The following is a 26,089-nucleotide window of genomic DNA, read 5'->3' on the forward strand; positions in this document are numbered from 1 at the left end:
CATGGAGCGACATCGCCCGCTCGCGGACGGAGAGCGCGGCGCGTCGTCAGGCCCGATGGGCTGCATCCCCCGCGCGCAGAGCCGCCAGCGCCGGCGTCAGGACGTTGCCGACGCTGGCCTGCGGATCGAGCGGCAAGGCGCGGAAGATCCGGGCAGCGACGCCCTCCGCGCCGCCGGCCTGCCGGACGACGTGGGCTGGGGCGGTCGCCAGGACATGCCGGGCGCCGGCCGCCACCACCGCGGAGCCGAGATCGACGCTCACGGTCCGGCCCCTTGCGGCGCCGGCCACAGCGTTCTGGCCGTACTCGGCCCCGGCCCGGATCGCCGCCTCGACCCGCTCCCGGGTCAGCAGCGAAGCCGCCCAGGGCGCGACCCGAGCGACACCGGCGGTGACCGCTGCGGCAGCGATCGGCACCAGCACCGCCGAGACCGGCTGCAGCAGGCCCACCAACCAGTCGCCCCAGGGGATCGCGACGCCGCCCGCCGGCGCAGCGGCCAGAGCCGGGGAAACGAGGGCGACGAACGGGATCGCGGCGCTGGCTAGAGCCGTTCCCGATCGCGCTGCGACCGGGAACGGCTCTAGATCTTTGATTTGACGCGCTCGTTTACGCCGAACCGGTATCCACTTCGGCGACGAGCGCTCTGGCGCCAGCCCGGTACGGAACAGCTGCGTCATGATCGATCTCCGGTGTTGCGCGCACGGCGGACCCGGCCGGCTCGGGATTCGGATGGGGGCGGCGCGCCGTCGCGCAGGGCGGCGAGGGCCCGGCGGGCCCAGTCCAGCCGGCTCGCCAGCGCGATCACCCCGGGCCGCTCGAAGAGCCGGCACACGGTCTCGGTGGCGGCCTCCAAGGTCGGGGCCTGCCGTAGGGCGGTGAGCGCCACCGCCTCGGTGGTGCGCAGCTCCACGCAGAGGTAGCGGTACTGCACCTCGAGGGATGCCGGATCGAGACCGTGCGCCCGGCACCAGGCCTCCATGGACACGCGCCGGGGGCCGGTCCATTGCGCCAGCCCCCAGCCGCCCCGCGACCCGGCCACCACCGGGGCGACCTCCTGAAGCCGGAGGAAGCCGCCGCTCTCGTGGCCGAGATTGCCCAGGAGGCCGGCGGCCTGGAGGTCGGTGAGCCCGAGATCGCGCATGAGGCGCAGCCCGAGGCTCCGGCACCCGGCCGCGAAGGCGTCGCTCGGCCCCCGGGCCGGACCGGTGGTTGCGGGCATGGGTCTTCTCCGGGCATGGGTCCGCGCGGCGCGAACGGGGGACACGTGGGACACGGACAGGACCGGCCGCTGGTGTTCATCGGCGATTCGATCACCGCCGGCTGGGGCGTCGCCCGGGCCGAGACGTTCGCGCGGCAGGACTTCATCGCCCGGGGCGTGCCGGGCCAGACGAGCGGGCAGATCCGCACCCGGTTCCTGCGGGACGCGGCCGGCGCCCGGGGCATCCATCTGCTGTGCGGGATCAACGACATCGCCGAGATCGGCGGCCCGGTCTCGGACGGGGCGATCCGAGACAACATCGCCGCCATGGCGCGGCTCGCCTTCGAGGCCGGACTTCCGCTCTGGATCGGCAGCGTGATGCCGAGCGATTTCTGGGGGTGGCGCCCGGAGCTAAGACCCGTGGCGCGCATCGACGCCCTGAACCGCTGGATTCGCGCCCATTGCGCCGCCAGCGCCGCGGCGCTGATCGATTATCACGCGCCGCTCGCCACCCCGTCAGGCGCGCTCCGGCCGGAATTCACCGAGGACGGCATCCACCTCAACGCCACCGGCTACGCAGCGATCGAGCCGGTGATGCTGGCGGCGTTGGCGGATCATGAGGTGTCGGGCCAGTGAAGCCGCAAAGCGGCGGCCTTTTCCAGCGCCTTGTCATTCCGGGGCCGCGAAGCGGAGCCCGGAATCCAGACACGCCGACATATGAAGACCTTGCACCCCCGGCGTATCTAGATTCCGGGCTCGCCTGCGGCGCCCCGGAATGACACGGAGGGAACTCAGGGGGGCTACATCCCCCCTCTGGACTGAGCCCCTCAAGCCCCCAATCCCAACCAATACGTTGAAATACTCCCGGCGCCGGTCACCGTGCCGCCGGTCGTGCGGCGGTTGCGGAGGGTGAAGCCGGCGGCGGTTACGTCGCTGACCTGGCTGGCGTAGAGCGTCCCGGCATCCCGGGCGACCGGCTGCGTCCAGACGCCCAAGCAGGCGCTGGGGAAGGCCGTGGCGAACGACACGGAGACGTCCGCGTCCGCGCTCGTGGCGATCCCCCATTGCAGGATCAGGCCGTTGGAGAGCCGGGCATAGCCGGTCGGAGCCAGCGCCTGCGTGCCGAGCGCCAGAGGCGTGCCGTCGGCGCGCTGGTAGTGCGCACGCGCCAGCGGCCGGCGCCGTCCGAAGTGGCCAGGCACGTGTCGTCAGCGGCCGTGACGATGTCGGCCCGGGTCGGCAAGGCCAGCTGCTCGGCATCATGGACCAGGGTAGCGGCACCGGAAAAGCGTACCAGCCGCTCCCGGTCGGCGCCGGTGCCGAAGCGCGTGATCCGGGCCGTGCCGGTCACCAGCACGCGCCGCGTGCCGGCCGCGCCGAGATCCGTGGTCGCCGCCGAGGCGAGCGCGGTCTCCGTGGAGGCGAAATCGATCCCGCCCTTCGCCGCGGAGGCGGTGAGCGCAGTGGCGAAGGCGGACCCGTCAGGCGAGACCTTCAGCGAGAAATCGTCGCTGCCCAAAAGGCCCAGCAGGGCGCGGGCGGAATAGCCGGTCTGGAGGATCAGGCCGGCGTCCCGGGACGCGGCCTGCTTGTTGACCGACATCCGCATGTCGCCGGAGCCGGGCGTCGTGTCGTCCCAGGTGAGCAGGGCCGCGTCGGACTTGACTGCGAGGCGGTTGGTGGCATCCGCCCCGGTGTTGATGCCGAGCCGGCTGACGCTCTGGATCGCCGTGAGCGTCCGGCGGAAGCTGCTCCAGGCGGTCCCGTCGAACACATAGAGGTCGGCCTCGTCGATCAGGTAGGCGAACCAGCCGGCCCGGGGCACGGCGCCGATCCAGACGCCGTCCGCGTAGCGCACCACCTGGCCGGCGAGCCCGGCCCAGGCGCCGCCCGGGTTCGACGCGACCACGAGGTAGCGGTCGCCGTCGGCGGGGTTCTGGGGCGGGGCGGTGAGGTCCTTGTCCAGGCAGGCGAGCTGGACCAGGGCGTCGAGGAGGCCGAGCGCCTCGTTGTGGGTGACGTGCTTCTGGGCCTGGCTCGCCGCGATCAGCGGCAGGCCGAGGCGGGGCGTGGCGTCAGTCATGGGAGCTCCGGAAGGCTTTCAGTGTCCGATCGGATCGCCCGGCCGGATGTGCTTTGCCGTCATCGCGCGCGCAATGAAGCGACCCAGGCACGCGCCACGGTCTGGGATCGCGCGCTGCCCTGGGTTGCTTCGCTGCGCTCGCAATGACGGTGAGGGCTTCGACGCGAGACGGGATCAGGCCGAGCGGACGGGAATGCGCGCGCGGCTGGCCGGGCCGGGGCCGGCCACGGCGCCGATCTGCGCCACGGCCACGTCGAGGCTGGTCTGCTTGCCGACGAAATCGGCCGCCTCGTCGGCGTAGAGGACCTGCTGCGCCACGGCCCGGATCGTGCGCAGGGGCGTGCCGGCTCCGGAATAGACCGTGACCGCGTAAACCTCCGGCTCGTCCAGCGGGATCTCGGCGGGCTCCCAGGCGTCGCCGTCCCGGCGCGCCCGGCGGATCCAGGAGAGCCGCACCCCCGAGGCCTCCCGGCGCGCCCGCAGGTGAACCGGCCGCAGGGGACGAAGCGCCGCGAGCCCGGCCGTGGCGGCAAATTCCGAACAGGCGGGATCGCCCGGGTCCCGGTCGGCCGGGCCGACGCGGTAGCGGAAGCCGCGGCCGACCTCGTCCAGGCGCTCGACCAGGGGCACCACCGCGCCGTCATCGAGCCGCACGATCAGGCTGCCCGCCGGGGGCGCCCGGCCGGCCGACGCCTCACTGCCCGCGAGCCCCCGCAACAACCCCGAGAGCCGGTAAGTGTCGGGGCCGGTCAGCACCGCGTTGGCGGCGGAGAACAGCTCCACGGCGCCGTCCGGCCCGATCAGCGCGAACAGGTTGCCGCCCGCCAGCATCGCGGCCTCGCCGATGGAGCCGAGGGCCCCGCCCCGCCGCAGGGTGACGTCGAGGGGAACGCCCCGCTGCAGCCGCCAGAGCGGCCCGGCCGGCAGGTCCGTGAGGGTCCGGCCGAGGCAGGCCGGGTAGTCGACGAGGCTGTGAAGCGCGAGCGCGCCTGCGCCTTCCGCCCGCCAGACGGCCGCCGCCCCGGGCCAGGGCTCGGCCGCCACCGCGAGGTATTGCAGCACCGTCGGGCTGCCGCGATCCACCGGCAGGTCGAGCACCACGGCGAAGGGCGGCCCCGGGAAGGCCGGGGTCGCGCCGGCCGGCAGGGCCTGGCTGCGGGACAGGCCGCGCGCGGGCCCGCCCCGGGGCGGCACGCCACTCGCCTCGATCCGGCGCCCGGTGGGCGCGTCGTCGATCCGGTCGATCTTGCGCAGCACCGTCCCGCCCGGCACGTCGGCCGGCACCGCCAGCAGGTCGCCGGGCTCCAGCTCGACGCGGCGCGGGCTCAGGGTGAAGACCGCGCTGTCCCTGGCGGCGATGACCCGGTCCAGCATCGCCTCGGCGAGGCCGTCGCCACTCTCCCGGCGGGTGACGATTGCCGCCTCGATCCGGGTCTCGCGCCGCCGCTCGCCCACCGGGCGGATCGCGGCGGCCGAGGCGCGGCGGTAATCCGGGCTCTCGGATTCGGTGAGCCCGAGCTCGACCGAGCGCGGCAGGGCGCTCTCCTCGGCCCGGACCTGGCGCAGGACCGGTTTTTCCTCGGACAGCCTGACGAGGTCGGCTTCGGCCAGCACCACCGGCCTGTCGCGGCGCGGCCCGCGCAGGTGCAGGGCGCCGGCCACCGCCGAGACGTCGAGGCCGTAGACCTGCGCCAGGGTCTCCAGGGCGCCGCGCGCCGAGAGCGGCCGGTCGATGACGTAGCCGTCGAGGAAGGCGGCAGCCTCCACGGCGACCGGCGCGTCGAAGCCGAAATCGGCCAGGATCTTCAGGACCAATAGGTCGAGGTCGCAGCCCTCGATCCGGCCCGTGATCCAGTGCCCGACCCGCCAGTTGGCGGTGTCGGCCCAGACCGCCTGCACGGCCGGGAAGGCCGGGTAGGGCCGCGCGTCCCAGGACCAGACGAAGATCGATCCCGGATCGACCATCCGGCCGCCATAGACCGGCGAGACCGGGTTGTCGGAGTCCGAAAAACCCGCCGCGGCCGGATCGAACCGGGCGATCACCGCCTCGACGCCGCGCAACTGGATCAGCTCGTCGCGCAAGGCCCGGGAATGCGGCGGGTAGGCACCCTCGGCGGATTTCGGATCGGGGAAGACGTTGGGGCCGTTCGTGCCCTTGTCCACCGCCGGCACCCCGACCTCGGTGAGCCAGATCGGCTTGGCCTTCGGCACCCAGGCGGTGGCGCGGGTCTCGACGCCGCCGTCGCGCTCGACATGCGGGTTCGACCACCAGCCGACCAGATCCTTGGGTCGGAAGATCCAGGGCTTGCCGGCGGCGCCGTCCTGGATCGGCAGGCGCGTTTGCGCCGCCCGCCCGGCCGCGTCGGCATAGTACCAGTCATAGGCCTCGCCGGAGGCGCCGCGGGCCTTCAGGTAGGCGCGGTCGGCGATGTCCCCGGAGACCGCGAGGTCGGCATGGTCCGGCGTGTCGCGCCAGTCGGAGATCGGCGGATACCAGTCGATCCCGATCGCGCCGATATTCGGGTCGGCGAACAGGTCGTCCAAGGGGAACCGGATCGTGGCGCCGCCGTCGCGGACATGGGCGCCGTACTCGGTCCAGTCCGCCCCGTAGACGAGTGTCACGCCGGTGCCGAGGCGCCCGCGCAGCTCCGCGGCGAGGCTTTTGAACGCCTGCACGGCCGGATAGCCCGAGGCGCCGCGTACCCGGGTGAGGCCGACGAACTCGCTGCCGATCACGAAGCCGGCGATCCGCACGCCGCTTGCCGCCCATTGCGCCGCGAGGCCGGCATAATGCAGTATCTCCGTGCGGTAGCCGTTCCCGAAGAAGCTCTGGATCTGTGCCTCCGCCGCGGCGGTGCCGTCCGGGCTGCCCGAGACGCCCGGGGCCGGATCGCAGGTGATGCGCCCGCGCCAGGAATAGGGCGGCTGGGTCGCGCCGGGCACGCGCGGGTCGGGCAGGCCGTTGCCTGCGGCCACGTCCATCATCACGAACGGGTAGAGCAGCACCTCGAGGCCCCGGGCCACGAGGTCGGCCACCAGCCGGGTCAGACCGGCATCCGAGGGCGTGCCGCCATAGGCGGGAGTGCCGTCCGGCAGGGTCGAGACCACCTCGGCCTTGTCGCGGGTGATCCCGGCGACGCTCCAGGCCTCCGGCTTGGTGCGCTTGCCCCGGGTCTCGACCTTCGGCACCACCCGGCAGGCGCCGGCGCGCAGATCGGTGCCGAACCACGTCGCCACCACGGCGACCCGGCGCAGGTTCGGGCACAGGGCCTGCAGGGCGTCGAGGGAGGCGGTGACGTCGGTGGCGCGCTGGAGCTGATGCCGGTTGGCCGCCTGCGTCCGGCCGAGGCCGAGATCGACGGTGACGAGGTTCGGGTCGAGGGCGAACTCGCCGGCCCCCGGGATCAGGTCGACGGCGCGGATCCGGCGGAACAAGCCGTTGACCGGGCGCACCACCTCGAAGGCGAATTGCGGGACGCGGTTGCCGAAATCGGCGAGCGGCAGGTTCTCGAACACCACGTAGGCGAGGCCGCGATAGGCCGGGGCGTTCTCGGCGCCCTCCTTGGCGACGATCAACGGGTCCGCCGCCTGGTCCGCGCCGCCGGTATGGACCCGCAGGGTGATCCCGACCTGATCGATCTCCTTGCCGTCCGCCCAGATCCGGCGGACCATGGCGATCTCGCCCTCGCACAGGCCGACCGCGAGATTGGCGAAGTAGGCGTAGCGGGTCCGCACGGTCTTCTGCCCGCCCGCCCCCTTGGAGGCGGAGGCCGCGCGCTCCACCGTGGTGTTGGCGACCTCCCGGGCCCGCGTCGCCCAGATCAGGCTGCCGCCGATCTTCGCCCGCCCGTAGACCCGCGGAATGGGATCGCCTTCGGTGGAGGACAGGCCGGCCACGTCGGCGAGCCGCGGCCCCTCGACGAAGCGCGTGTGCCGCCCGGAGCCCGACAGGCTGCCATCGATCGCCACCCCCGCAGCCGCCCCGAGCGCGCGCCCCACCACGGCCCCGATCGGCCCGCCCAGAGCGGTCCCCACCGCCGCGCCCGCCGTCGACAGGATCAGGGTGGCCATGGCGGGCTCCGGGGTGGGGGTGGGCAGCAGCGATTGCGAGGGTATACAAATTTTTGTATGGATAGGGTCTGAGGTTTTGATAAGTTGGGCGGTGTCGTGGTTGAGCGACCCAAGGGCGTAATATTTCGCGGAAGCGCACTCGACGACCTGCGCGCCTTTCCCAGGGATGCGCGACGCGCGGCAGGACATCAGATCGACCGCGTTCAGTCCGGCCTTGATCCGGACGATTGGAAGCCGATGCCGACCGTCGGTTCGGGCGTCCGCGAGATCCGTATCAGGGAGCCGGATGGTGCCTTCCGGGTGATCTACGTGGCGAAATTCCCCGGCGCAGTGGTCGTCCTGCATTGCTTCCGCAAGACGACCCAAAAAACGGCTCTCGCCGATATCGCCACGGCCAAACGCCGCTACGCCGACTTCGTGCAGGAGGTACAACGATGACTGAGACAAACTTCGACAGCGTCTGGGACGCGATCGAGGACACACCGGCCGAGGCTGCGCATATGCGTGTCCGCTCGCAGCTGATGATGGCGCTGCGGGATCACATTGAGCGCTCCGGCCTGAGCCAGTCCCAGGCGGCAAAAATCCTCGGCGTCACGCAGCCGCGCGTCTCGGACCTGATGCGCGGCAAGATCGACCTGTTCGCGATCGACTCGCTGGTCGCGATGCTCGCTGCGGCCGGACTACAGGTCGAGCTGCGCGTCGCCGCGGCGGCCTGATCGGCTTGATGCGGTTTGGGATCGAAGCGCTCGCCGCTGCCTCCACCGTCATTGCGAGCGCAGCGAAGCAACCTAGGGATACGCCACATTCGAGGATCGCGCGCTGCACTGGGTTGCTTCGCTGCGCTCACAGTGACGGCGGCAATGACCCTACTTGCACGTGCCCGGCGTCAAGCCGACCGTGGCGACCGGCTCATCCGGAAACCGGAACAAACCCGTCATGTGCCGCCGCCACCAGGCGGTGAGGGCCACCTCGGCTACGGCGGCGTGGTCGTGGGCGTGGATCATGGCGCCGTCGCCGGTGGCGATCGCGCAGTGGCGGGCCGGGAGATGGCACCGGAAGGCGAAGAGCAGCACGTCGCCGGGCTCAGGCGTCGCGCCGGCCACCGGCACGAGGTGCCGAGTCGCCGCTGCGGTGAGCGGGTCGGTGCCCGGGGCGGCGGATTCCGCCCATGTGGCGGCGTAGGGCGGCACCGGCTCCGGCTCGGTTCCGTAGAGCCCACGCCAGACCCCGCGCAGCAGCCCGAGGCAGTCGCAGCCGACGCCGCGCAGAGACGCTTGGTGCCGGTAGGGCGTGCCGAGCCACAGCCGCGCCTCGCCGAGGGCCGTCACGCCGATGTCCCGCCGCATCGCGCTCATCGAAAAAGGCTCCCACCGTCGAGGACGGGCTCCGAGCCCGGCACCGCCCGCATCACCGCGTCGTTGCCCGGCATGTGCGGGAAGCCCTGGAAGTTGATCGCGTTGGCGAAGCGGTCCCGACAGGTGGCGAGCCGCTTGTCGCAGCCGGCGGTGAGGCTGAACGCATCCCCGGCCGCCACGGGACGGGGCGGGACGGTCCACAATTCGAGGAGCGTGCCCAGTTGGAGCCGGATGTCGGCCCTAAGCCCGGCATTGGCGCCCTCCGTCCAGGTGAGCATCCCGCCGGTGAACAGCCCGTCCGCGAAGCCGCCCGCCAGAGTCACGCTAAGAGTCGCGGGTTCGGGCAGGCCCGTGACCCGGCCGGTGGTCTGCCAAGCCGCGAGGTCGACCCGGCAGCGCCCGTCGCCGAGATCGGCGCCGCAGGTCGCCCGAAAAGTCCGGCCGCGCTCGGCCCCGAGCCGGTGGGCGAGCCCGCGCAGCTCCGCCACGAAGGCGTCGCCCTCCCGGCGCACCTCGCCGATCGTGCCGACATCGATAAGCAGGCGCGTCTTCGGGTTGGTCCAGTCGACCAGCCAGGTCTCCACCGTCGCGCCGTCGTAGAGGCCGCCGGCGATGTCGGCCTCGGTCAGCCCGAGGGAACTCAGCGCCCCGGCGACGTCGCCCCCGGACACCGCGAAGCCGGATTCGGCGCTGGCCTCCGCGGCCTCCAGCCCGGTGCGGGCGGCGTGGACGAGGCCCGCGAGACCCAAGTCGCAGTCATGGTCGGTGAAGCCCAGCGCCACGCCGTCCCGCCGACGCAAGGACCAGCAGCGGCACAGGGTGGTGACGCCGCCCGCGAGATGGGCCGCGAAGGCATTCGGGATATCGCGCATCGTTTAACCTTCAGGGCACCCGAAGTTTGAGGCACAAGCGCCGTTGCAGGCCGCGTCGGTCCCCTTTCCGCACGGGCTACAGCGTTCCCACGTCGTGTTCGGCGATGCGCGACGCGCTCTCCTCCCCCTTGTGGGGAGGAGTTGGAGGTAGGGGTGGCTCAGAAGGCACCGCTGCGCCTCATCCGGCACCACCCCCACCCCTGCCCCTCCCCACAAGGGGGAGGGAAAACGCGTTGTGTTTCAGTTGTTTGCCACCGGACCCAATGCGTGAGGCTGGTCGCACGCACGAGAGGTTGCTCACGGCACAATCTCGACGAGGGGCACCTTCGGGATCTCGCCGGCCGTGAAGGCCGCGAGGTCGATGGTGAGGTCGTCGGTGTCGAAGCGGACCGGGACGTCGAAGGCGAAGCCCGCGGTAACAGCGGCCCCCTTGGCCGGGACGTGGCCGGCCGCGAAGGTGACGAGCCCGGTTGTCGGGTCGCAGGCGAAGGCGTCGACGCCGACCTCCCGGCCTGCCACCGCCACCCGGACGCTGCCCGCCACCGGCTTGGCGATGCGCCGGCGATAGGGTGCGAAGCCGGAGCCGTAGGTCTTGGTCAGCGCGAACGACGCGGTGGCGCCGTCGCCAATGCCGAGCGGCTGGTCGAGGGGGCCGATCGCCCGGCCCGGGGGTCCGGAGCGGAAATCGACCCGGTCGCGGTAGCGGAAGCCGTAGAGCCGGCCGCGCCGCTCCTCGAAGAAGGTCAGCACCGCGTGAAGCGAATCGAGCCCTCGCATTCCGAACCCGGCATCGTAACGGCGGCGGGAATCGGCCCAGCGGCCGTTGCGGTGCTCCCGCCCCGAGGCCAGCGTGACGATCTCGGTGAGCCGCTGCGGCCCGCCGCTGCCGCGCAGCGACACGTCGAGGGGAAACAGGACCTCGTGGAAGGCGTCGGCCATGGCGCGAAGATCCCGGAGAGGGGGAGGGAGAAGGCCCGTCCTCCCGGCCGCGGAGGACCAGGAAGAGTCTTTTGGGAACGGGCGAAACTTCGGAAACGCCGTTCATCGACAACCGGTCGCCAGCGGGCAAAGATCATCGAAGACGACGGACGTTTCAGTGAAGATTTTTATCTGCGGCCGATCTCAAAAGATCTTAGCCGGGAGACGTGCCTCGTCGCCGATTCACTGAGGAGCCTTCCGATGAGCGCCGTCCCGCAGCCGCTGCACCCCACTCTCGACATCCGCCGGGTCGCCGGCCGCATCGGCGCGGAGATCCGCGGCGTCGCGCTCTCGGGCGATCTCGACGCCGCGACGGTGGCGGCGATCCGCCAGGCCCTGGTCACCCATAAGGTGGTGTTCTTCCGCGACCAGGACTTGGACGAGGGGGCCCAAGAGGCGTTCGGCCGGCGGCTTGGCGACCTCGTCCCGCACCCGACCGTACCGTCGCTAGCCGGGACTACGGGCGTCCTCGACCTCGACGGCAGCCGGGGCGAGCGGGCGAGCTCCTGGCACACCGACGTGACCTTCGTGCCGGCCTATCCGGCGATCTCGATCCTGCGCGCCGTGACCCTGCCGGCCTATGGCGGCGACACCCTCTGGGCCAACACGGCGGCAGCCTATGCGGAGCTGCCCGAGCCCCTGCGGGAGCTGGCCGACCGGCTCTGGGCGCTGCATTCCAACGTCTACGATTACGTGGGCGGGCGCGTGAACGCCCCGGAGGCCGGGCGCCAGCGCTACAACGAGGTGTTCACCAAGACCGTCTACGAGACCGAACACCCGCTGGTGCACGTGCATCCGGAGACCGGCGAGCGCTCGCTGATCGTCGGGCACTTCATCCAGCGCATCCTCGGGCTCACGACCTCGGATTCGCAGCACCTGCTCGCGATCTTCAACGACCACGCGACCCGGCCGGAGAACACGGTGCGCTGGTCCTGGCGGATTGGCGACGTGGCGATCTGGGACAACCGCGCGACGGTGCACCGGGCGGTGGACGATTACGGCGACCAGCCCCGGGTGGTCCGCCGCGTCACCATCGAGGGCGTCCCCCCGGTCAGCGTGGACGGACGCCGCAGCCGGGCCAGGGAAGCCGCGGCCAGCAAGGCGGCGTAAGGGGGGCTCACGTCGACCGCTGCCCCCGGGCCACGGCGCGGGCGAGGCTCGCCGTTACCTGCGCCTCCGAGCGGCGGAAGGCGCCGGGGTCCGGGGTGGCGATGTTGACCGTGACGGCGACCGGGCGGGATGCGGCGGCGCCGGCCGCGACGCCGAGGCGGCCGTCCGGTCCGCGGTTGAGCGGCAGGATCGCCTCGGGGCCGGCCTCGCCCATCAGGCCTGTGCCGCCGGCCATCGGGAAGTAGGTCGGCGCGGCCACCACGCCGCCGGTCGCGAAGGGCTGGACCCGGCCGCCCCGGAACAGTCCGCCCCGGGCGAAACCGGTCTCGCTGCCGGCGCCGGCCCCGAGCACGGCGTTGACCAGGCCGGTGATGCCGGAGCGGATCGGGCCGGTGGCCGCCCGGGCGGCCGCGCCGGCGAGCTTGCTGCCGATCGTGCCGAGCACGCCGTCGAGGGTGCGCCCCGAGGCAGCGCCACGGGTGAGCGCCGAATCCAGGCTGCGGCCGAAATTCTTGGCGAGCTGGTCGAGGGTCTCCAGCTGCTTGATCCGGGCGGCATCCTGCGGATCGGGATCGGCGTCGCTCATCGAGCACCCCTCCATTGTGCTTAGGTTCGGCACGGTGCCAAAACCCGAGATACCAAAGGGCTCAGCCCTTTGGCGGGGTCTGGGGCGGAGCCCCGGCTCCGGTCACTGGCCCGGGTCCGGATAGGCAGCGAGCAGGCGCTCGAACGCATCGCGGCTCAGGGGCTCCGGGCCGCGTCGCCGCCCCAAAGCGGCAGCGAATTCGCGGGGCGTCGCCGCCCAGAAGCCGGCCGGGCTCCAGCCGAGCGCGCCGAGGCCGAGCGTCAGGGCGTCGTCCCAGGGGAAGGGAGAGGTTCGAGCCGGCGCCGACGCAAAAGCGTCGGGCACCGGCTCTACCGAGGGTTTGCGGGGCCCGGCGCCTCCCCGAAGGCGGCGGCGAGGACCTCGCCCAGGGCGGTGGACACCGCCTCCAAGCCGCCGGCCAGGGGCAGGCGCGCGACGGCGTCGTCGTCGAGGGCGTGGCCGCCGCCGCGCAGGGCCGCGCCCAGCAGGGCGATCAGGTCCCGGGCCGAGACCCGGCCGCCGTCGAAGCGCTCGGCCAGGCCGATCAGGTCGCCGGCCTTGAGCGCGCCCTCCAGCTCGGCCAGCGCACCGAGCGTCAGGCACAGGGTGTAGCGCTGGCCGGCGAGCACGAGCGGCACCTCGCCGCGGATCCGGTTGACCATGGTTCAGGCCGCCGTAAAGGCGAGCACGCCCGCCGAGTCGAGGCTGATGTCGAAGGTGACCTCGCCGGCATGGTCACCGCGGTATTCGAGGCTGGCGATCTGGAACGGCCCCTCCAGGGTCCCGAAGGCCGGCACGACCACCTGGAAGGTCTCGATTGCGCCCTCGAAGAAGATCAGCCGCAGGCGCACATCCGAGGCCTGGTCGCGAAACACCCCGGATCCCGCGATCGCGGCCCGGCGCACGCCGGCGCCGGCCAGCAGCTCGCGCCAGCGGCCGGTGGAATCGGCGTTGGTGACGTCCACGGTCTCGGCGTTGAGGGTGATCTGGCGGGTGCGCAGGCCCGCCACCGCCACAAAGCCGCCCGCGCCGTCGCCGGCCCGGAGCAGCAGGTCCTTGCCCTTCTGTGCGCCCATCGGGCCCTCCTCATGCTTTGGAATCGAACGTCGCCGGGCGCACCGCCCTTTTCCCGGGCGCATGCAGCGCCAGCGGAATGCGACCCGGGACCGAGCACGGGACGCTGCGCAGCGTCCGGTTACGTATCGTGCCGCTGCGCAGCGCGGTCTCTCCTGGGTCCCGGATCGCCTTCCACTGACGTTCCAGGCGTCCGGGAAAGGGGGCGGGTCAGGCACCCTGCCTGTCTCAAAGAATTTCGGTGACGGCCTCGAGCGTCAGGGTGGCGCGGGCCTCGCCGGTGCGGGCGTCTCGGGTCGCCTTGATCACCCGCACCCGCAGGGTGACGAGGCGGCAGCCCTGGAGCGGTAGCGTGGCGTCGGTCAGGAGCGCGGCCATGCGCTCGGCGGCGTCCAGCGCCGTGCGGACCGAGCCGGGCTTGGCGATCACCGCAATCACGTGGTTGTGGCGATGGCGCTCGGCGCCGGCGACGGAATCGTCCACGATCTCGGCCTCGCCGAACAGGGCATAGACCGGCACCGAACCCCGGGGCGGCTCATCGTGGAGCCGAACCGTTCCGCCGAGCAGGGCGGCGAGGGCGGCATCAGGGGCGAAGCGCGCGATCAGGCCGGCCCGCAGGGCCAGGAGCGGGCTCGGGTCGGTCACGACGCGCTCTCCCGGGCCAGTTCCTCGACATGGCAGATCAGGTCGCGGCCCTTGGCGTCGGGCTCGCTGACCGCGCGGATCGCGAAGCGGCGGGGACCGGCGGCGAGCCGCATGGTCGGGTCGAAGGCGACCCGGGCGCGCAGGGTGACCCGGTAGGCGGGGAGCGTGTCGGTCCGGCCGCCCTCCAGACGGTCTGCGAGGCCGGACGGGCTGATCGCGCCCCACAGAACCGGGCCGGCCACGTAGCGGCGCAGCACGCCGCCGAACCCGTCGGGCTGTTCCAGGGGCCGTTCGAGCACGAAGCGGCGGCGCCGGGCGCCCAGCGGCGGGTGATGCAGGCTGGTCGCCATCGGCGAAGCTCCAGTGGATCTCGGACGAAGAGTGAGCCGGCTCACAGGCGCATCCGGCGGAACGGTGCGGCGAGGTCGGCGGCGTCGGTGCGGGCGGCATCCGGTTCGTCGCCGCGATGCTCGTAGCGGGCAGCGGCGAGCCGCAGGATCGCGAGCCGGAGCGGCGCCGGGAGCGGCGGCCCGTCGCCCCCGAACCCGGCCGCGACCTCGATCAGGATCGTGCGGCCGGCCGGGTCCGGCACCGTGGGGTCGATCAGCAGGCCCGGCGCCTCGATCGGGTCCGGCCCGAGGCGGACGAGGCCGGCGGCGAGTTCGGTGACGCCCTTGGCGTCGGACAGGCCGGCGCGAACCAGGGCCACGAGCGGGCTCAGCGGCAGGGTCAGCCGGCCGTTCGCCGGCCAGGCATCGAGGGCGATCCGGTAGCGGCCAGGCACCAGGACCCGGCGCGCCTCGATCTCCAGGCTGGCCCGGGCGGCGGTGATCAGGGCCTGGAGCAGGCCGTCCTCGGTGCCGCCATCGTCGGAGTCGAGGCGCAGATAGGCGCGCAATTCGGCCACGCTCACCGGCTCGACCACGGCCCCGTCGGCGCGTATCGGGATCATCGCGTTGCCCCCTCGCTGGATGTCTCGAATGCCGGTCCCGAAGCGCCGCCGGGCGCCCCTCATCGTCCTGGCGGCGGCCCTGTGGCTCGCGGCCGGCCCGGCCGGCGCGATCGTCGGGGGCGCGGAGGCGCCGTCCGGCGGGGCCGTGATGGTCCTGTCCTCGAACGGCGGCGTCTGCACCGGGCTGGTGCTCGCCCCCGACACGGTGCTCACCGCCGCCCATTGCGTCGCCGCCGGGCGGGAGCACCGGATCCATTTTCGCGATGAGTCCGGGGCGCCGGTCCTGGTCGAGGTCGCGGGCCGGGCGATCCATCCGGGCTACGATGCCGGCGCCGCCTCGGGCCGGAGGCGCTCCATCGACCTCGCGCTCCTGCGCACCGCGACGCCGCTGCCGCCGCGCTTCCCCCCGGTGACCTTAAGCGCCGCGCAGCCGCGGGCCGGCGAGTCTTTGACCCTGGCGGGCTACGGCGCGGCCAAACCCGGCGACCCGCGCACGACCGGCACCTATCGCAGCGTCGCCCTGCCGGTGATCGAACCCCACGGTCCGAGCCGCATCCTGGTCTGGCTCCAGGGCGGCGCGGGCGGCGGCTGCCAGGGCGATTCCGGCGGCCCGATCACAGGTCCGGACGGCGCTGTCCTGGCGCTCGCCGCCTGGATCGGGGGCGCCTGCGGCGGCCTCACCCAGGGTGTTCTCGTGGGGCCCCAGCGCGGCTGGATCGACCGGGTGCTGGATGGATGGGGCCGCGGCGCGCGCTGGGGCGGCTGACGGGCCGTCACCGGGTGAGGTAATTGCGAGGTCGCAGCCGCAGCGGTCGACCCCGCTTCAGCACGCCGTCATTGCGAGCGGAGCGAAGCAACCCAGGGCAGCGCGCGACCCCCGGACGGAGCGTTTCCCTGGGTTGCTTCGCTGCGCTCGCAATGACGGTGGGCGAAGTCAGTCGGCCTTGCGGTCCCCCGATCTCTGCCCTCGCCCCCAAAGCAGGGATGGAAGACCAGTCGAACAGGCCGTTTGAACCTGCTTCTTCCCCACCATCACCGGCCCGTTCGGAACCGCAGCTTGGCCGGGACATTGGCTTGCTCTAGGCTCACCTGGCGCCGCGTCTTCGCCGCAGCGTCCCCTCTCGCGCCGACACGGCGCCCCCGGAGTGCCCGATGTCCCGTCGCCTGATCCGCAAGGCCGGCCCGCGCGTCCATGGCTGGGGGCTCGGCGCCGGGCTGCTCGGGAGCGCCCTGCTCGGATCCTTGGCCGGCCTGATGCCGGCCCCGGCCGCGGCGGTGATCAACGGCACCACCACCCGCGATCCCAACGGTGCGCGGACCTTCGCGGTGCGGATCGAGAGCACCGAGGGCGAGATCTGCTCGGGCACCCTGATCGCCCAGGACCTCGTGCTCACCGCCGCCCATTGCGTGATGCGCCCGGCCGGCTACACGGTGATCAGCGTCGACCGCGGCTTCCGCCAGCACCGCACCCAGGTCATCGCCGCGACCATGCACCCGGATTTCGTGCCCGGCACGACGCCCGAGGACCAGCCCGGCGTCGACCTCGCCTTGCTCAAGCTCGAAGCGCCGCTCGGCACTGATTTCGTTCCCCTCGATCCGCGCGGCGCCGCCTCGATCGATACCGGCGCCCCGGTGGACATCGCCGGCTTCGGCGTGGTCGCCGAGAACCGGCGGGACACGGCCCGCACCCTGCGGCTCGCCCATCTCGTGTCGATCGGCTCGTTGCAGGTCGCCAACCGGGTGACCGTGGTGACCGACCGGCGGCGGATGGCCGAGACCTCCGGCGCCGGGGCGTGCCTGGGCGATTCCGGCGGCCCGATCCTGGCCGGCGGCCCCGGGGGCTACCGGATCGTCGGCGTGGTCAGCTGGTCGAGCGGCGCCCTGCAGCAGGGCGCGCGCCGGACCGCCTGCGGCGGCTTCACCGCGGTGACCCCGGTGGCCGAGCATACCGGCTGGATCGCCACCCGGTCGGCCGAACTCGCGCGGATGCCGGTGGGCGAGGCCCTGCCCCGGGGCAACCGCTCCGACTGGATGGCCAAGCCCGGCCGGCGCCGCTGAGGCCCGGTCCGCAGGGCGGTTACAAGCTCCCAATACCAGTCGCGGCTGAAGCAGGTCAGACCTGCGGCTCGGAACACCGGGCGAGCCGTCGCGTTGTGCAACGCAATCGCGTCGGGCGAGGCATCGCGGCCGTAACGGCCTATTCGCGGCCGCCCGATCGCATGTTCACGGAGCATTTTCATGGCTGACACCGTCCGGGCGCACAAGACCCGCAACAACACCGACTCGAACGCCAAGCAGGTTTCGATCGGTGCCCTCAACGCCCGGCTGGCGGACGGCATCGATCTGGCGCTGGCGGTCAAGCAGGCCCACTGGAACCTCAAGGGTCCGCAGTTCATCGGCGTCCACCTGATGCTGGACGGCTTCCGCACCGAGCTCGACGACCTCAACGACAAGGTCGCCGAGCGGGCCGTGCAGCTCGGCGCCACCGCGTTCGGCTCGACCCAGGTGGTCGCCGAGAAGACCAAGCTGCCGCCCTACCCGACCGGCATCTACGCCATCGCCGACCACATCGCGGCGCTGATCGACAGCTACGCCGCCTATGCCAACGCGGTGCGCGAGAACATCGACGAGACCGACGAGGCGGGCGACCCCGACACGGCCGACCTGTTCACCGAGATCTCGCGCGCGGTCGACAAGCAGCTCTGGTTCCTTGAGGCCCACGTCCAGGAGCCGACCGGCACCCTGCGCGACGGCAACCCGGGCCGGTAAGACCCGTCCCAGCATTCAAAAGCGTTGGTCACATCGCCCTCCCCGGTAACGGGGAGGGCGATTGCATTTGGCTATGGCGTTTCTCCAAGGGTTTGAGCGTTTTCTCGCCCTCCTATCACCCGCTTTGTCATCCCGGGGTCGCGCAGCGGAGCCCGGGATCCAGAAACGCCAGCGAAGCCAGGTCTTGCACCGAGGGAGGATCTGGATTCCGGGCTCGCCTGCGGCGCCCCGGAATGACAGGGTGATTTATACAGACGCCTCTCATCCTGTTGGCAGACGAGCCGGGCTGGCCGCGAGCAAACGCCAGCTTAGGCACACAGAATCAGCCTCACCCAAACTTCAAAACCTTGATCGCATCGAAGTCCTGCACCCCGCCGCCGACGCGCTTGGTGACGTAGAACAGCACGTAGGGCTTGGCCGAATACGGGTCGCGCAGCACCCGCAGGCCGGTGCGGTCGACCACGAGGTAGCCCCGGCGGAAGTCGCCGAAGGCCACCGACAGGCTGTTGGCCGCGATCTCCGGCATCGCCTCGGCCTCGGTGACGGGGAAGCCGATCAGCGTCGCGGAGCGGTCGGCGGTGAGCGGCGGGTGCCAGAGGTAGTTGCCCTGCGCGTCCTTGAACTTGCGGATCGCGCTCTGGGTGCGCCGGCTCATGACGAAGCCGGCATTCTGGCGGTAGGCCGCCCGCAGGGCGTAGACCAGATCGAACAGCACGTCAGACGGGTTGCTCTGCGGGAACGCCCCGGCCGCCCCGGTGGCAACGAAGCCGAGCTTGCCCGGCGCCCAGGCGGCGTTGGCCACAATGTCGTAGCTCAGGAAGCCGCGCGGGCGGCTGGCGCCGTTGCCGGTGACGAAGGCCACCCCCTCCTGCTCGGCAAACGCCATCTCGACCTCGGACGAGAGCCAGGCGTCGAGATCGACCACCGCGTCGTCCAGGAGCGTCTGGGTCGCGGCCGGCATGGCGTAGAGCTCCATGGCCGGGAACGCGATCTCGGCGAGCACCGGCCCGTCGGTGCCGGGGCGCGGTGCGGTCTCGGCGACCCAGCCGGTAGCCGGGGCGCCCACCGAGGCGGCGCGCTTGTACTGGGCGCCGGAGATCTGCTGCACGCTGGCGATGGACCGGATCGGCGAGACATTCGCCAGGCGCGCCAGCACGGTCCGCTCCAGGGTCTGCGGCACGAGATAGCCACCGTCCGGCCCCGATCCGGCCGATAGGGCCTTGGCCTCCAGGCGCTTCAGCCCGGCGCTCTCGCCGGCCCGGACATAAAGGTCGAAGGCGGCCTTGTGCTCCTGCGCAGCCGCATCCTCCCGGGGGCCGGGCTGGCCGAGCGGCGGCCGGGCGCGGTCGAGGGTGATCCGGTCGAGCCGCGTCCGGGCGGCGTCGAGCGCCGCGTCGATCCGGGCGAGCTTTTCCTCGGTGAGCACGTCGGTGCCGAGGCGGCCCTCGATCTGGGCGATGCGCGTGTCGTTGGTCTCCTTGAAGGCCTCGAAGGCGGTGGCGAGCTCGTCGAGCGCCGGCTGGACCGGTTCGGCCCCGGGGCGGCCGGCCTTGTTCTCCAGGCCGGGCAGCACAGCCTTGGTCTCCGGGGCGGGGTTCGACGGGGCGATGGCGTGGGACATCATCGGGCAACCTCGTGGCTGGGGTGGGCGAAGCGAAAACGAGCCGCCGCGCTCGGGCGGACGGCGGGGGCGATCCGGCGGGCGAGGCCGCGGATGTCGTCGGGGGTCGGGCTCGGGCTCGCCCGGGCCCCGGGCTGCAGCGGGAAGGTCACCAGGGAAATCTCCCAGAGATCGACCCGCTGGAGCCGGCGCTCGCCCCCGGCGCCCTTGCGGGCTAGGAGCGTGCGGAATCCGATCGACAGCCCGTCGAGACCGCCGCCGCGCAGCAGCGCGTCCACCTCCCGGGCGCGCTGGACCGCGAGGTTGAGCTGTCCCTCGGCGAACAGGCCGCGGGCATCCTCGCGCAGCGTCAGCCAGCGCCCGATCGGCTCGGCCGGATCGTGCTGGAACAGCAGCCGCACCCCCGCGGCCCCCCGGCGCGCCAGGCTCGCCGCAAAAGCCCCCGGCACCACCACGTCGCGGCCGAGATCGGGCACGCCGAACACGCTGGCGTAGCCGGAGAAATGGCCATCCATCGAAAGGCTCCGAGACTGAGTGCTACGAACCGAGACCCGGGCTCCGCCCGGACCCGCCGGGGCCTCAGGCCCCGGACCCCGGGACTGGCGGGTAGCCCACCGCCTCGCGCTTCTCGGCCGCCGACAGGAACCCGGCCGCCTCGACCCGGCGCCAGAGGGATTCCCGCTCGCCCGACAGGGCCTCGATCCGGTCGAGGTCGGGTTCGAGGTCCAGGGGGCCGAAGGCAGGTTCCAGCCAGCCGGCGAGCGCCTGGGCGGTGCGGGCGGCGAGCGGGATCAGGGTCTGGCGGTAGAGCGCCCGGTTGGCCTCGGCGTAGTTGGCGTGGGTGTTGTCGCCGGGCAGGCCGAGCAGCAGAGGCGGCACCCCGAAGGCCAGGGCGATCTCCCGGGCGGCGGCGTTCTTGGCCTCGACGAAGTCCATGTCCTTGGGCGAGAGGGCCAGCGGCTTCCAGTCGAGGCCGCCCTCCAGCAGCAGCGGCCGGCCGGCATTGGCGGCGCCCTGGTAATTGGCCTCCAGCTCGGCCTTCAGCCGGTCGAATTGCGGCTCGGTGAGCGCGGCCCCGGCAAAGACCAGCGCCCCCGAAGGCCGGGCGGCATTGTCGAGGAGCGCCTTGTTCCAGGCGCTGGCGGCGTTGTGGATGTCCAGCGCGGTGGCGGCCGCCTCGATCGGGGCGAGGCCGGCATAATCGTCGTCCGGGTGGAACAGGGTCAGGGCCAGGATCGGCGCCACCTCGGGGGCGCCGGGGGGCGGCAGGTCGAACCGGCGGCTGGTCCCGGCGACCGTGTACACATAGGCGACGGGCCAGCCGTCCGGGCCCGGCACCATCCGCATCCGGGCCGGCCGCAGGGCCTGCAGGGCGGCGACCCGCCCGTCGAGGCTGACCACCTCCAGATAGGCCGTGCCGCTGAGCAGGAGATCGGCGTAAAGCGTCTCCAGCAAGCGCGCGCCGCTCTCGCGCGGGTTCGGCCGGGCGAGCAGGGCCAGCAGGTCCCCGGCCCGCGCGGCGCCGGCGCCGGTGGCGACGAGGGGCAGGCTCGCCGCCCCCTCGGCGACCAGCCGGACCGCCCGGTGCACGATCGGGTTGCCCTGGTACCCGGCCCGGGCCAGCGCCGCCGGGTCCCGGGACGTCCAGCTCGCCCGCCCGTCGGTGTAGAGCGCGAAGGCCGGGGCGGCCTTGGTCACGAGATCCGGCCCTGCCGGGCGGGCGGCGTGACGCGCAACCCGTGCCAGCCGATCGAGGAGAGTCGCCATGCCGGTGCGATCCTGGGCTAGGGTGTGAGGCTCCGATCCGCCCGCCGGCTCGCGGGCCGGGGCAGCGTTCGGCGATGCGGTTTTCGGGTTGGCGTGCCACCACGCGGCCGAGTGGGTGCGGTGATTTCGCCGCACCCCGAGCCGTCACCGTGGCTACGCTGTCACAGCCATGATCGGCCGAGTCGTGTATTCAGGATTCAGTTCGTTCCAGAGACCACGAACCGACTCCCGGCGCGCTTCTCACCGAGGCGCGCCGTATTGTTTTGCGCGCGGAAGCGGGCGGGCAGCCTGATTGTGCGGTCTCGGTGGAACACCGTTCGCGATCGAGCGGGGAGTCTTATTCTCCCATCGATCGCAGGATCCCCGAAGCGTCCCATCACCCGCCCTGTCATCCCGGGGCCGCGAAGCGGAGCTTGGGATCCAGACACGGAGGTGGCGCACGATCTTGCACCGTCGGCGGTTCTGGATTCCGGGCTCGCCTCCGGCGCCCCGGAATGACAGCGTGATCTATACGGTCGCCCCTCGCGTCACGGCTTGAAGATCAGCGTCGGGCTTGAAACGAATGGTCTTGAATAAAATCACGATGCAATCGCCAGCCGTCGGCTGTTGAGCAAGAATGGCACCCTGCTCAACGGTCGGACATAAAGTCCCGCCGTTAAACGGTCTCGACCTCGCGCGCGACGACACCGGCGGCTTCCCGGGCGTGGCGGAGCACGGCAGCGCGGTCGGCCTCGTCGGTGATCGCGTTCCACAGACGCAGCAACTCGACCGTGGCGCTCAGGTCGGAACGGCTCGTCGTCGGACCGAAGAAATCGGAGACCGAGCAGCCGAGGGTTTCGGCGATCGACCGCAGGCGGCGATGGGCGCTGTCGGGCAGACAGCTGCTCTCAGGATCAGGATCCGCGTTCACGGGCCGCCCTCCGATATGTGGTCGACACTATCAGCCGGGCGGAATGTATGCAATTTATGGATGCAGCTGTGCGTCACGTTCCCGTGTGAGGCCGCACGCGCCCCTCACAGCCGGCGGATCCGCGGCTCCCGCGCCCCGTCGAGCATCAAGTGGGTGATCGCCCAGACCAGGGCGTCGAGCCGGTCGGGCGAGGCGCCGCTCGACAACCCGTCCGGCCCGAAATCACACAGCTCGTCCTCCAGGGCCGGAAACGCCCCGACATGGTGGACGAGGCCGCGTGCGTAGAGCAGCGAGACCGGCTCGGCGCGCAGATACTTGCCGCGGCTCGCCCGGACCGGGGTGACCGGCACCGCCGGGTCGCATTGGGCCAGCACCGCGGCGGCCATCTCGCCGCCCTGGTTGACCTCGACCACCAGGGCATCGGCCCCGAGCCGGTGATAGAGCGCCAGCGCGGCTCCGGCCCAAGCCTGGGGGCTCGCCCGGGCGAGACTGGCATCGGCCAGCACGTAGGCTCGGGCGCCGGCCCGGCCCGCGGCCACGATCCCGCAGACATCCGAGCGCGCCCCCGAGGTCGCGGGCGGGTCCACCGCCACGACGATCCGGGCGAGTTCCGGCGTGGCGGAGAGACGGCCAGCCTCCAGAGCGGCCCGGTCCCACAGGGAATCGTCCCGGTCGGCGATCAACTCGCCGTCGAGCTCCTGGCGGCCGAGCCGGGTGCCGGCATAGCGCCCGACCACTGCCTCCAAAAAGTCCGGGGCGAGGTGCGCGGCATTGTCGTGGGTGCGGGCGCGGCTCACCACGGTACGCGGATCGGCGAGCAGGCGGCGGATCAGGGGCACCGGCCGCGGTGTCGTGGTGACGAGGTTGCGCGGGCGGGCGCCGAGCCGCAGCCCGAATTGCAGCATGTCGAAGGCGGCCTCGGGCCGGCGCCACTTGGCGGCCTCGTCGCACCAGGCGGCGCCGAATTGCGGGCCGCGCAGCGCATCGGGCTCCTCTGCCGAGAAGGCCAGCGCCACCGCGCCGTTGTCCCAGGCGAGCCGGCGCCGGCTCGGCGACCAGTGCGGCCGCGCCCAGCCCCGGCCCGGCAGGTTGAGCAGGCCGGACGGTCCCTCGACCATCACGTCGCGCACGTCGAGATGGGTCTCGCCCACGAGCGCGATGCGCCCGACCGGCTCGGGCGTGAAGGCCGGATCGCCCCGGGCGATCGCATCGACCCATTCGGCCCCAGTGCGGGTCTTGCCGCTGCCACGGCCGCCGATCACCGCCCAGGTCGTCCAGGCAGTCTCCGAAGGCGGCAGTTGGTCGGGCCGGGCCTGGTGCAGCCAGTCTTCGGCGAGAGCAGTAACCAGCGGCGCCGGCAGGGTCGCCAGGAAGTCAGGCAGCTGTCCGGCCGCGGACAAAGCCAGCATAGCGGCGCGCGATCTCCGCGCGCAGGGCCGGCAGATCGGGCTCGGTGCCATCGCCGCCCTCCCCGCTCTCTCGCCCGTGTCCCGAACCGATCTCGTCGAGCAGCCGCTTGAGGCCGCCGAGGTCGCGCAGCACTCGGGCGGAATCGAGCACGGCCGCGCCCTCCCCGTTCAGCGCCGCGTCGAAGGCGGCGATCTGCCGGGCGATATGGGCGCGCAGATGCGCTCGCAGGGTCGGCGGGTCCGCCGCCGCGTCGGGATCGAGGAGGCCGGGCTCGACCGCCGCCTCCGGCTCGGCCGCGGGCTCGGGGCGGGCGACGCCGCAGAGCGCCAGGAGCCGGGCGGCGGCTTCGCGCCCGACACCGGCCGCCTCGGCGACGTCCTCCGGATCGTTGCGCGCCTCGCCCAGCAGCCGGGCGAGCGCGGCCCGCCGCGCCTCCGGCCAGCGCGCGGCGACACCATGCCGCCAGCGGCGCGGCCGCAGCCAGCCCGACCGGGCGTTCCAGGTAAGGATCGTGGCCGGCTTCACGCCGGTGCGGGTGCTGATCTCCTCGACCGACAGCGCGGTCTCGCGCAGCAGCCGCTCGACCGCCGCGCGCCGCTCGGCCGGCAGGGCCTCAAGTGTCCGCATCGCCGCCGCTCCGCACACTTTTCGACCGTGCCCTGGATGTACCCGAGAAGCGGGACGGTGTCAACCTAAAAATTCCTATCTTTGGATTTTAGGCCGAGATTTTTGCGTTCGCTCAGCCCTCCCAATGCGCCACGCCGCCATGGCCGGAGCAGGTGCCCCGGTGGTTGCGGCTGAAGCTCCACGTCTCATCCCGGCACTTGGCCGTGGCGCCGGCCGGCTTGTTGCCGTCGCGGGTCTTGGCCGGGCGATGGACCTCGAAGCCGTCGCGGTTGCGATAATGGCCGTGCCGGTCGAGGGTCGATTCGTCGGGCTCGCGGAACTCCCGGGCGCTGGCTCCCCCGGCGAGGCCGAGGAGCACGGCACCGGCTAGGGCCAGCCGTGGGCAGGCGAGGCGCATCATCGGTCGGCCCCGTGGGTGCCGACGGCGCCGGTATACGGGTTGACGTTGCCCCGGGTCCCGAAATTGTCGCGCGCGGTGCCGTTCGGGTTGGTGGCGTGGTAGGGCCCGACGACGGTCCCGCGGGAGGTGGTGTAGCCGGACACCGCATGGCTCGCGCCGCTCGACCCGGTTCCGCTCAGACCATGACCACCCCCGCCCCGAGCGCGGGCGCCCCCGACCGTCAGCAAGAGGACGGTCACGATCAGGATCGGTCTCACGGCGCACCCTCAAGGTTGTGTCTGCCAGCATCAGACACAACCTAAACTCGGCCGTCACGCGCTATTTCTGGTTAGGCTTAAACCTCCTACAGGTTGTTGATTGGCGAGGCCGGAGAGCGGATCAGGCGGCCCCTCGCCCCGCTTGCCGACGATGGTCACAGATCCGCTTGTGCAGGCCGCGTCGCGCCCCCGCTCCCGCGCGGGCTGGCAGATTCACACATCGCGTTCGGTAGCAAGAACCTGAAACACCACGCGTTTTCCCCTCCCCCTTGTGGGGAGGGGCAGAGGTTGGGGGTGGTGCCGGATGGGGCGCAGCGGGGTCTTCTGCGCCACCCCCACCTCCCACGCCTCCCCGCAAGGGGGAGGAGAGCGCGTCGCGCATCACCGAGTACGATGTGTGAAGCTGCTAGCCCGCACGGGCGAGAGGACCTGTGCCGCACCCGGAACGGCCGTGAGGTGCACGGGCGTCCGGTCGGGACGGCGCATGCAGTCTTCTGGGACAGCAACCGATCGCGGCGGTCCGGCCCCGCTCAGATTTCGCCCTCTATAATCCCACGCGCCTGGAGCCCCTGGGATGAAAATCCCTCGCCCGGCTGCGTAACGGGCATGGCGCGGCCGGTTTTCGCGCGGCGCCCTGCAAAAATACTGGGATTGCCGCGGGCCTGTATGTGGCGTTAACTTGCATCAGCCGCTTGGCGGCGACGCGTTCGAAAGCGAATACGGGGGCGAAGTGTTCGTTCTGGTGCTGGCGACCCTGGCGGGTGGCATCCTGACCTGTTTGTGCGCCTGGCCCTGGTTCGGCCTCGGCGCGCTCCTTCTGGCACCGTTCGGGGCGGGGAGCGCGGCGGTCTTCGCCGGCCTCCTGCTGGCCGCCCTGCGGAGCCGGCCTCCGGCGACGCTGCACAAGCCGGTCTTGGGCGCGCAGCCCGAAGCGCCGCCCGTCATCGCCAACGATACGCTGGCGGGTCACCGCCGCCGGGCGTGATCGGCCGCCGGCCAGCGCCTGTCCGGACTAGGCGCTGGAGCCGGTCCCGATCGCCCCGAGATGGGTGAGGCCGAAACCGGCCGGATATTTGAGCCCGTAGCCCAGCGCGCGGTCGAAGCCGATATGGGCGGCCCAGATCAGGCCCGCCGCCAGGATCTCCGGCGCCGGCGCGAGCACGCCCCAGGCCAGGCACGCCGCCGGCAGGCCGTACCAGTGCCCGGCATTGTAGAACGCGGCCCCCGCGGCGCGCCCGGCGCCGTAGCCGAGCAGGGTCAGGTCGGGGACGAAGAACAGCAGCCCGAAAAGCCACCCACTCGCTTCCAGACGGCCATACGTCACCGAGGCGGCGATCAGGACGACCAAGCCTTCCAGGCGGAGGAGCCGCCGCGGCGCGCCTGTTACGGTTCCGGCCATGATGAA

Annotated in this window: 32 protein-coding genes; 8 read left to right on the top strand and 24 right to left on the bottom strand. The window is 72.4% G+C overall.

Features of this window, described 5'->3' with window-relative positions; translation table 11 throughout:
• Positions 1-46 precede the first annotated feature (46 nt).
• Positions 47-676: a hypothetical protein gene (locus tag BM228_RS04260; protein ID WP_244537010.1), complete on the bottom strand. Its 630-nt coding sequence runs from the start codon at positions 674-676 to the stop codon at positions 47-49.
• A complete protein-coding gene (locus BM228_RS04265; protein WP_092037516.1) occupies positions 673-1,218 on the bottom strand; it encodes a phage tail tip lysozyme in 546 nt (181 codons plus the stop codon). Before BM228_RS04265 ends, BM228_RS04260 begins: the two co-directional genes overlap by 4 nt.
• Positions 1,219-1,263: 45 nt before the next feature.
• Between BM228_RS04265 and BM228_RS04270 the strand changes: the two genes are divergently transcribed.
• A complete protein-coding gene (locus BM228_RS04270; RefSeq protein WP_244537011.1) occupies positions 1,264-1,833 on the top strand; it encodes a GDSL-type esterase/lipase family protein in 570 nt (189 codons plus the stop codon).
• A gap of 191 nt (positions 1,834-2,024) precedes the next feature.
• On the opposite strand, the gene BM228_RS36055 is transcribed toward BM228_RS04270, so the two are convergent.
• The 3 genes from BM228_RS36055 to BM228_RS04280 all read right to left on the bottom strand — a co-directional run bounded on the left by BM228_RS36055 (position 2,025) and on the right by BM228_RS04280 (position 7,351).
• Positions 2,025-2,369 carry a gp53-like domain-containing protein gene (locus BM228_RS36055; protein ID WP_425284903.1) on the bottom strand — a complete coding sequence of 115 codons (345 nt, stop codon included), beginning with the start codon at positions 2,367-2,369 and terminating at the stop codon, positions 2,025-2,027.
• Positions 2,270-3,280 (bottom strand): DUF2793 domain-containing protein, encoded by a 1,011-nt coding sequence (locus BM228_RS04275; protein ID WP_244537013.1) that lies wholly within the window; start codon positions 3,278-3,280, stop codon positions 2,270-2,272. Before BM228_RS04275 ends, BM228_RS36055 begins: the two co-directional genes overlap by 100 nt.
• Positions 3,281-3,454: 174 nt before the next feature.
• The gene (locus BM228_RS04280; RefSeq protein ID WP_092037518.1) at positions 3,455-7,351 is read right to left on the bottom strand and encodes a baseplate multidomain protein megatron; all 3,897 of its coding nucleotides are present in this window, start codon (positions 7,349-7,351) and stop codon (positions 3,455-3,457) included.
• Positions 7,352-7,435: 84 nt separating this feature from the next.
• Between BM228_RS04280 and BM228_RS04285 the strand changes: the two genes are divergently transcribed.
• Positions 7,436-7,789 (top strand): type II toxin-antitoxin system RelE/ParE family toxin, encoded by a 354-nt coding sequence (locus BM228_RS04285; protein ID WP_244537014.1) that lies wholly within the window; start codon positions 7,436-7,438, stop codon positions 7,787-7,789.
• On the top strand, positions 7,786-8,067 hold the full coding sequence (locus BM228_RS04290) for a helix-turn-helix domain-containing protein (protein ID WP_092037522.1): 282 nt from the start codon (positions 7,786-7,788) through the stop codon (positions 8,065-8,067). The genes BM228_RS04285 and BM228_RS04290 overlap by 4 nt, the downstream gene beginning before the upstream one ends.
• A gap of 150 nt (positions 8,068-8,217) precedes the next feature.
• On the opposite strand, the gene BM228_RS04295 is transcribed toward BM228_RS04290, so the two are convergent.
• The 3 genes from BM228_RS04295 to BM228_RS04305 all read right to left on the bottom strand — a co-directional run bounded on the left by BM228_RS04295 (position 8,218) and on the right by BM228_RS04305 (position 10,517).
• Positions 8,218-8,706, bottom strand: a complete 489-nt coding sequence (locus BM228_RS04295; RefSeq protein WP_092037524.1) for an NlpC/P60 family protein — start codon at positions 8,704-8,706, stop codon at positions 8,218-8,220.
• Positions 8,703-9,578, bottom strand: a complete 876-nt coding sequence (locus BM228_RS04300; protein WP_092037526.1) for a DUF2163 domain-containing protein — start codon at positions 9,576-9,578, stop codon at positions 8,703-8,705. Before BM228_RS04300 ends, BM228_RS04295 begins: the two co-directional genes overlap by 4 nt.
• A gap of 297 nt (positions 9,579-9,875) precedes the next feature.
• The gene (locus BM228_RS04305) at positions 9,876-10,517 is read right to left on the bottom strand and encodes a DUF2460 domain-containing protein (RefSeq protein WP_092037527.1); all 642 of its coding nucleotides are present in this window, start codon (positions 10,515-10,517) and stop codon (positions 9,876-9,878) included.
• 240 nt (positions 10,518-10,757) lie between these two features.
• On the opposite strand from BM228_RS04305, the gene BM228_RS04310 reads away from it, so the two are divergent.
• Complete coding sequence (locus tag BM228_RS04310) at positions 10,758-11,666, top strand: TauD/TfdA dioxygenase family protein (RefSeq protein ID WP_092037529.1); 909 nt, start codon at positions 10,758-10,760, stop codon at positions 11,664-11,666.
• Between the two features lie 7 nt (positions 11,667-11,673).
• On the opposite strand, the gene BM228_RS04315 is transcribed toward BM228_RS04310, so the two are convergent.
• The 7 genes from BM228_RS04315 to BM228_RS04345 all read right to left on the bottom strand — a co-directional run bounded on the left by BM228_RS04315 (position 11,674) and on the right by BM228_RS04345 (position 14,923).
• Positions 11,674-12,252 (bottom strand): phage tail tape measure protein, encoded by a 579-nt coding sequence (locus BM228_RS04315; RefSeq protein ID WP_092037531.1) that lies wholly within the window; start codon positions 12,250-12,252, stop codon positions 11,674-11,676.
• A 102-nt stretch (positions 12,253-12,354) separates the two neighbouring features.
• The gene (locus BM228_RS04320; protein WP_092037532.1) at positions 12,355-12,576 is read right to left on the bottom strand and encodes a phage tail assembly chaperone; all 222 of its coding nucleotides are present in this window, start codon (positions 12,574-12,576) and stop codon (positions 12,355-12,357) included.
• A gap of 5 nt (positions 12,577-12,581) precedes the next feature.
• Positions 12,582-12,914 (bottom strand): gene transfer agent family protein, encoded by a 333-nt coding sequence (locus BM228_RS04325; protein ID WP_092037534.1) that lies wholly within the window; start codon positions 12,912-12,914, stop codon positions 12,582-12,584.
• A 3-nt stretch (positions 12,915-12,917) separates the two neighbouring features.
• The gene (locus BM228_RS04330; protein ID WP_092037535.1) at positions 12,918-13,328 is read right to left on the bottom strand and encodes a phage major tail protein, TP901-1 family; all 411 of its coding nucleotides are present in this window, start codon (positions 13,326-13,328) and stop codon (positions 12,918-12,920) included.
• A gap of 226 nt (positions 13,329-13,554) precedes the next feature.
• The gene (locus BM228_RS04335) at positions 13,555-13,971 is read right to left on the bottom strand and encodes a DUF3168 domain-containing protein (RefSeq protein ID WP_092037537.1); all 417 of its coding nucleotides are present in this window, start codon (positions 13,969-13,971) and stop codon (positions 13,555-13,557) included.
• A complete protein-coding gene (locus BM228_RS04340) occupies positions 13,968-14,321 on the bottom strand; it encodes a head-tail adaptor protein (protein WP_092037538.1) in 354 nt (117 codons plus the stop codon). Before BM228_RS04340 ends, BM228_RS04335 begins: the two co-directional genes overlap by 4 nt.
• Positions 14,322-14,362: 41 nt before the next feature.
• Complete coding sequence (locus tag BM228_RS04345) at positions 14,363-14,923, bottom strand: head-tail connector protein (protein WP_092037844.1); 561 nt, start codon at positions 14,921-14,923, stop codon at positions 14,363-14,365.
• A 28-nt stretch (positions 14,924-14,951) separates the two neighbouring features.
• Between BM228_RS04345 and BM228_RS04350 the strand changes: the two genes are divergently transcribed.
• The 3 genes from BM228_RS04350 (at position 14,952) to dps (ending at position 17,692) form a co-directional block, all read left to right on the top strand.
• Positions 14,952-15,689 (top strand): trypsin-like serine protease, encoded by a 738-nt coding sequence (locus tag BM228_RS04350; protein ID WP_092037540.1) that lies wholly within the window; start codon positions 14,952-14,954, stop codon positions 15,687-15,689.
• A 386-nt stretch (positions 15,690-16,075) separates the two neighbouring features.
• Positions 16,076-16,981 (top strand): S1 family peptidase, encoded by a 906-nt coding sequence (locus BM228_RS04355; RefSeq protein WP_092037541.1) that lies wholly within the window; start codon positions 16,076-16,078, stop codon positions 16,979-16,981.
• A 180-nt stretch (positions 16,982-17,161) separates the two neighbouring features.
• Positions 17,162-17,692 (top strand): DNA starvation/stationary phase protection protein Dps, encoded by a 531-nt coding sequence (dps, locus tag BM228_RS04360; RefSeq protein ID WP_092037543.1) that lies wholly within the window; start codon positions 17,162-17,164, stop codon positions 17,690-17,692.
• Positions 17,693-18,020: 328 nt separating this feature from the next.
• On the opposite strand, the gene BM228_RS04365 is transcribed toward dps, so the two are convergent.
• From BM228_RS04365 to BM228_RS04400, 8 genes are all read right to left on the bottom strand, one after another.
• Positions 18,021-19,316 carry a phage major capsid protein gene (locus BM228_RS04365; RefSeq protein WP_092037545.1) on the bottom strand — a complete coding sequence of 432 codons (1,296 nt, stop codon included), beginning with the start codon at positions 19,314-19,316 and terminating at the stop codon, positions 18,021-18,023.
• On the bottom strand, positions 19,313-19,828 hold the full coding sequence (locus tag BM228_RS04370) for an HK97 family phage prohead protease (protein WP_092037547.1): 516 nt from the start codon (positions 19,826-19,828) through the stop codon (positions 19,313-19,315). Before BM228_RS04370 ends, BM228_RS04365 begins: the two co-directional genes overlap by 4 nt.
• 64 nt (positions 19,829-19,892) lie before the next feature.
• The gene (locus BM228_RS04375) at positions 19,893-21,080 is read right to left on the bottom strand and encodes a phage portal protein (RefSeq protein ID WP_092037549.1); all 1,188 of its coding nucleotides are present in this window, start codon (positions 21,078-21,080) and stop codon (positions 19,893-19,895) included.
• Positions 21,081-21,735: 655 nt separating this feature from the next.
• Entirely contained in the window at positions 21,736-21,990 is a 255-nt protein-coding gene (locus BM228_RS04380) for a hypothetical protein (RefSeq protein ID WP_092037551.1), read from the bottom strand.
• 104 nt (positions 21,991-22,094) lie between these two features.
• Positions 22,095-23,399: a DNA-packaging protein gene (locus BM228_RS04385; RefSeq protein WP_208611976.1), complete on the bottom strand. Its 1,305-nt coding sequence runs from the start codon at positions 23,397-23,399 to the stop codon at positions 22,095-22,097.
• A complete protein-coding gene (locus BM228_RS04390) occupies positions 23,365-24,027 on the bottom strand; it encodes a hypothetical protein (RefSeq protein WP_092037553.1) in 663 nt (220 codons plus the stop codon). The genes BM228_RS04385 and BM228_RS04390 overlap by 35 nt, the downstream gene beginning before the upstream one ends.
• A gap of 112 nt (positions 24,028-24,139) precedes the next feature.
• Positions 24,140-24,427 (bottom strand): DUF3761 domain-containing protein, encoded by a 288-nt coding sequence (locus BM228_RS04395; RefSeq protein WP_092037555.1) that lies wholly within the window; start codon positions 24,425-24,427, stop codon positions 24,140-24,142.
• Complete coding sequence (locus BM228_RS04400; RefSeq protein WP_208611977.1) at positions 24,424-24,666, bottom strand: hypothetical protein; 243 nt, start codon at positions 24,664-24,666, stop codon at positions 24,424-24,426. Before BM228_RS04400 ends, BM228_RS04395 begins: the two co-directional genes overlap by 4 nt.
• Before the next feature lie 697 nt (positions 24,667-25,363).
• Here BM228_RS04400 and BM228_RS04405 point away from each other — a divergent pair.
• Positions 25,364-25,669: a hypothetical protein gene (locus BM228_RS04405; RefSeq protein WP_092037560.1), complete on the top strand. Its 306-nt coding sequence runs from the start codon at positions 25,364-25,366 to the stop codon at positions 25,667-25,669.
• Positions 25,670-25,696: 27 nt separating this feature from the next.
• Here BM228_RS04405 and BM228_RS04410 read toward each other — a convergent pair whose 3' ends face one another.
• Positions 25,697-26,083, bottom strand: a complete 387-nt coding sequence (locus BM228_RS04410) for a DUF4260 family protein (protein ID WP_092037562.1) — start codon at positions 26,081-26,083, stop codon at positions 25,697-25,699.
• Positions 26,084-26,089: the final 6 nt, after the last annotated feature.

The organism is Methylobacterium pseudosasicola (genome assembly GCF_900114535.1).
In the GTDB taxonomy this organism is placed as follows: Bacteria; Pseudomonadota; Alphaproteobacteria; order Rhizobiales; family Beijerinckiaceae; genus Methylobacterium; species Methylobacterium pseudosasicola.

What these genes read in the sequence shown, in the direction of transcription:
- BM228_RS04260 (WP_244537010.1), bottom strand. Translation starts at nt 676, where the DNA reads ATGACGCAGCTGTTCCGTACCGGGCTGGCGCCAGAGCGCTCGTCGCCG.
- BM228_RS04265 (WP_092037516.1), bottom strand. Translation starts at nt 1,218, where the DNA reads ATGCCCGCAACCACCGGTCCGGCCCGGGGGCCGAGCGACGCCTTCGCG.
- BM228_RS04275 (WP_244537013.1), bottom strand. Translation starts at nt 3,280, where the DNA reads ATGACTGACGCCACGCCCCGCCTCGGCCTGCCGCTGATCGCGGCGAGC.
- BM228_RS04280 (WP_092037518.1), bottom strand. Translation starts at nt 7,351, where the DNA reads ATGGCCACCCTGATCCTGTCGACGGCGGGCGCGGCGGTGGGGACCGCT.
- BM228_RS04290 (WP_092037522.1), top strand. Translation starts at nt 7,786, where the DNA reads ATGACTGAGACAAACTTCGACAGCGTCTGGGACGCGATCGAGGACACA.
- BM228_RS04295 (WP_092037524.1), bottom strand. Translation starts at nt 8,706, where the DNA reads ATGAGCGCGATGCGGCGGGACATCGGCGTGACGGCCCTCGGCGAGGCG.
- BM228_RS04300 (WP_092037526.1), bottom strand. Translation starts at nt 9,578, where the DNA reads ATGCGCGATATCCCGAATGCCTTCGCGGCCCATCTCGCGGGCGGCGTC.
- BM228_RS04305 (WP_092037527.1), bottom strand. Translation starts at nt 10,517, where the DNA reads ATGGCCGACGCCTTCCACGAGGTCCTGTTTCCCCTCGACGTGTCGCTG.
- BM228_RS04310 (WP_092037529.1), top strand. Translation starts at nt 10,758, where the DNA reads ATGAGCGCCGTCCCGCAGCCGCTGCACCCCACTCTCGACATCCGCCGG.
- BM228_RS04315 (WP_092037531.1), bottom strand. Translation starts at nt 12,252, where the DNA reads ATGAGCGACGCCGATCCCGATCCGCAGGATGCCGCCCGGATCAAGCAG.
- BM228_RS04325 (WP_092037534.1), bottom strand. Translation starts at nt 12,914, where the DNA reads ATGGTCAACCGGATCCGCGGCGAGGTGCCGCTCGTGCTCGCCGGCCAG.
- BM228_RS04330 (WP_092037535.1), bottom strand. Translation starts at nt 13,328, where the DNA reads ATGGGCGCACAGAAGGGCAAGGACCTGCTGCTCCGGGCCGGCGACGGC.
- BM228_RS04340 (WP_092037538.1), bottom strand. Translation starts at nt 14,321, where the DNA reads ATGGCGACCAGCCTGCATCACCCGCCGCTGGGCGCCCGGCGCCGCCGC.
- BM228_RS04345 (WP_092037844.1), bottom strand. Translation starts at nt 14,923, where the DNA reads ATGATCCCGATACGCGCCGACGGGGCCGTGGTCGAGCCGGTGAGCGTG.
- BM228_RS04350 (WP_092037540.1), top strand. Translation starts at nt 14,952, where the DNA reads ATGCCGGTCCCGAAGCGCCGCCGGGCGCCCCTCATCGTCCTGGCGGCG.
- BM228_RS04355 (WP_092037541.1), top strand. Translation starts at nt 16,076, where the DNA reads ATGTCCCGTCGCCTGATCCGCAAGGCCGGCCCGCGCGTCCATGGCTGG.
- dps (WP_092037543.1), top strand. Translation starts at nt 17,162, where the DNA reads ATGGCTGACACCGTCCGGGCGCACAAGACCCGCAACAACACCGACTCG.
- BM228_RS04365 (WP_092037545.1), bottom strand. Translation starts at nt 19,316, where the DNA reads ATGATGTCCCACGCCATCGCCCCGTCGAACCCCGCCCCGGAGACCAAG.
- BM228_RS04370 (WP_092037547.1), bottom strand. Translation starts at nt 19,828, where the DNA reads ATGGATGGCCATTTCTCCGGCTACGCCAGCGTGTTCGGCGTGCCCGAT.
- BM228_RS04375 (WP_092037549.1), bottom strand. Translation starts at nt 21,080, where the DNA reads ATGGCGACTCTCCTCGATCGGCTGGCACGGGTTGCGCGTCACGCCGCC.
- BM228_RS04385 (WP_208611976.1), bottom strand. Translation starts at nt 23,399, where the DNA reads ATGCTGGCTTTGTCCGCGGCCGGACAGCTGCCTGACTTCCTGGCGACC.
- BM228_RS04390 (WP_092037553.1), bottom strand. Translation starts at nt 24,027, where the DNA reads ATGCGGACACTTGAGGCCCTGCCGGCCGAGCGGCGCGCGGCGGTCGAG.
- BM228_RS04395 (WP_092037555.1), bottom strand. Translation starts at nt 24,427, where the DNA reads ATGATGCGCCTCGCCTGCCCACGGCTGGCCCTAGCCGGTGCCGTGCTC.
- BM228_RS04410 (WP_092037562.1), bottom strand. Translation starts at nt 26,083, where the DNA reads ATGGCCGGAACCGTAACAGGCGCGCCGCGGCGGCTCCTCCGCCTGGAA.